This is a genomic window from Microbacterium sp. B24, assembly GCF_000333415.1.
In the GTDB taxonomy this organism is placed as follows: domain Bacteria; phylum Actinomycetota; class Actinomycetes; order Actinomycetales; family Microbacteriaceae; genus Microbacterium.
Map to the genome: position 1 here is coordinate 1 of NZ_BADB01000202.1, position 2,296 is coordinate 2,296.

A 2,296-nucleotide genomic window follows, 5' to 3' on the forward strand; every position below is an offset into this window, starting at 1 on the left:
GGCCGCCGCTACGCGGGCCACAAGAACGTCATCGACGCAGCCGTCGCCGCCGGCGTTGCGAAGTTCGTCTACACGAGCGTGTCGAAGGCCACGAGCTTCGACTGGCCGCTGGGTGCCGAGCACAAGGCCACGGAGCACGCCCTGTCCGCGAGCGGGCTGCCCACCGTGATCCTGCGCAACGACTGGTACACCGAGAACTACGTCGGCGACGTGCAGCGCGCCGCCGAGTCCGGCGTCATCGCAGCCTCGGTCGCCGACGGCCGGGTCGCCCCCGCGGCCCGCGCCGACTATGCCGAAGCCGCCGCGGTGGTGCTCCTGGAAGACGGACACATCGGTGAGGTCTACGAGCTCGCGGGCGATGCGAGCCTCGGCTACGCCGACCTCGCCGCCGCCGCCGCCGAGGCCCTCGGGCGAGAGGTCGCCTACGTGCCGGTTTCGCGCGACGACTTCGTCGCCGCGCTGCAGGGATCGGGACTCGACGCCGGAACCGCCGAGTTCGTGGCGAGCATCGAGGACGGCATCCGCGGTGGCGTCCTCGCCGACACCGACGGCACGCTGTCGCGCCTCATCGGCCGCCCGACGACTCCCGTCGTCGACACGTTCCGCGCCGCGCTGGCGGGCTGAATCGACGGCTCGAGGCGGTCGGCACGGCGCTCACTCCGGTCGCCCGATCGCCTCGAGCCACCGCAGCCACACCTCACTCAGGGTGGGGTAGGCCGGCACGGCGTGCCACAGCCGCGCGAGCGGAACCTCGCCGACGATCGCGATCGTCGCCGCCTGCAGAAGCTCTGCCGTATCCGCACCGACGAGGGTCGCTCCCACCAGCACGCCCCGATCGGTGTCGATGACCGCCCGCGCGTGCCCGCGATAATCGGCGGAGCGCGTGCTCGCCCCCGCGATGTTCGCGAGGTCGTAGTCCACGACCCGGACGGCGAGCCCTTTCCTTCTGGGCCTGCGCGGCCGTCCGGCCGACGGGGGCGACCTCGGGCGAGGTGAACACGACCTGCGGGACGGCGACGTGGTCCGCCGTCGCGACGGGGGTGCCCCACTCCTGGTCGTCGACGCGGCGGCCGCGGGCGCGGGCCGCGATGACGTCACCGGCCGCCCGCGCCTGGTACTTGCCCTGATGGGTCAGCAGTGCCCGGTGGTTGACGTCGCCGACGGCGTACAGCCAGTCGCTGCCGCGAACCCGCATCGTGTCGTCGACATCCAGCCACGAGCCGGGCGTCAGATCGGCCGTCTCCAGGCCCACGTCCCCCGTCCGAGGCACGCGCCCCGTCGCGACGAGGATCTCGGATGCCGTGATCTCGCCGTCGGCCAGCGTCACCGTGACCGCGCCGGTCGCGGCATCCCGCGATACCGCCTGGACCTCGGCGCCGGTGCGCACCTCGACGTCCGCCGCGCGCAGGGCTGTCGCCACCGCTTCGCCGGCGAACGGCTCCATCCCCCCCAGAAGGCCGGAACGGGCGAGCACGGTGACGTGGCAGCCGAAGGAGGCGTACGCGGTCGCCATCTCGCACGCCACGACTCCGCCGCCGAGAATGACGAGAGAGTCGGGCACCCGATGTGCGCCCGTCGCTTCGCGCGAGGTCCACGGTGCGCAATCGGCGAGCCCGGCGATGTCCGGCAGCAACGCCGCCGATCCGGTGCAGACGGCGACGGCGTGCCGGGCGCGCAGCACGACGGCATCCGTCCCGTCCTGGCGCACCGTGACCTCCCGCGGGGCGCTCAGACGCCCGTGGCCACGGACGAGGGCGATGCCGGCACCGTCGAGCCACTCGACCTGTCCGGAGTCGTTCCAGTCGTGCACGATCTCGTCGCGCCGGCGAAGCACCGCCGCGACGTCGACGGGCCCGGACGGGGCGGCTGCCAGGGCGCCGGGGGCATCGGCGGCGTCGGCGCGGGCGGCGCCGGCGCGCAGCAGCACCTTCGACGGCATGCACGCCCAGTAGCTGCATTCGCCCCCGACGAGCTCGGACTCGACGATCGCCACCGTCAGCCCTCCCTGCACGGCACGGTCGGCGACGTTCTCGCCCACGGGCCCGGCACCGATCACGATGAGGTCGTACTCTGCGGATTCCATCCCCCACGCATACCCGACTGTGACGCCAGATTCCAGCCCCTGTCACGGTGTCGGAGGGATGTGGTTGGGTGGATCATCCGACCCCGGAGGACGTATGGCGATCGAGTTCCGCTCCGTCACGAAGCGCTTCGCTGACGGCACCACCGCTGTGGACGACTTCAGCCTCGTCCTGCCCGCGCACAAGAGACTCTAGAGGATCCCCGGGACCGAGCT

1 protein-coding gene and 2 pseudogenes are annotated in these 2,296 nt (G+C 72.7%); 2 read left to right on the forward strand and 1 reads right to left on the reverse strand.

The genetic code is table 11. The features are described 5' to 3' along the window. Positions 1–624, forward strand: a 624-nt coding sequence (locus tag I5I_RS05250; protein ID WP_036317350.1) for an NAD(P)H-binding protein, incomplete at its 5' end; no start/stop codon positions are given. 30 nt (positions 625–654) lie between these two features. Here the strand turns inward: I5I_RS05250 and I5I_RS05255 are convergent. Further along, positions 655–2,083: pseudogene (locus tag I5I_RS05255) on the reverse strand (dihydrolipoyl dehydrogenase family protein). Between the two features lie 94 nt (positions 2,084–2,177). Between I5I_RS05255 and I5I_RS17490 the strand changes: the two are divergent. After that, a pseudogene (locus tag I5I_RS17490) lies at positions 2,178–2,267 on the forward strand (ABC transporter ATP-binding protein); the annotation flags it as partial. Between the last annotated feature and the right edge of the window lie 29 nt (positions 2,268–2,296).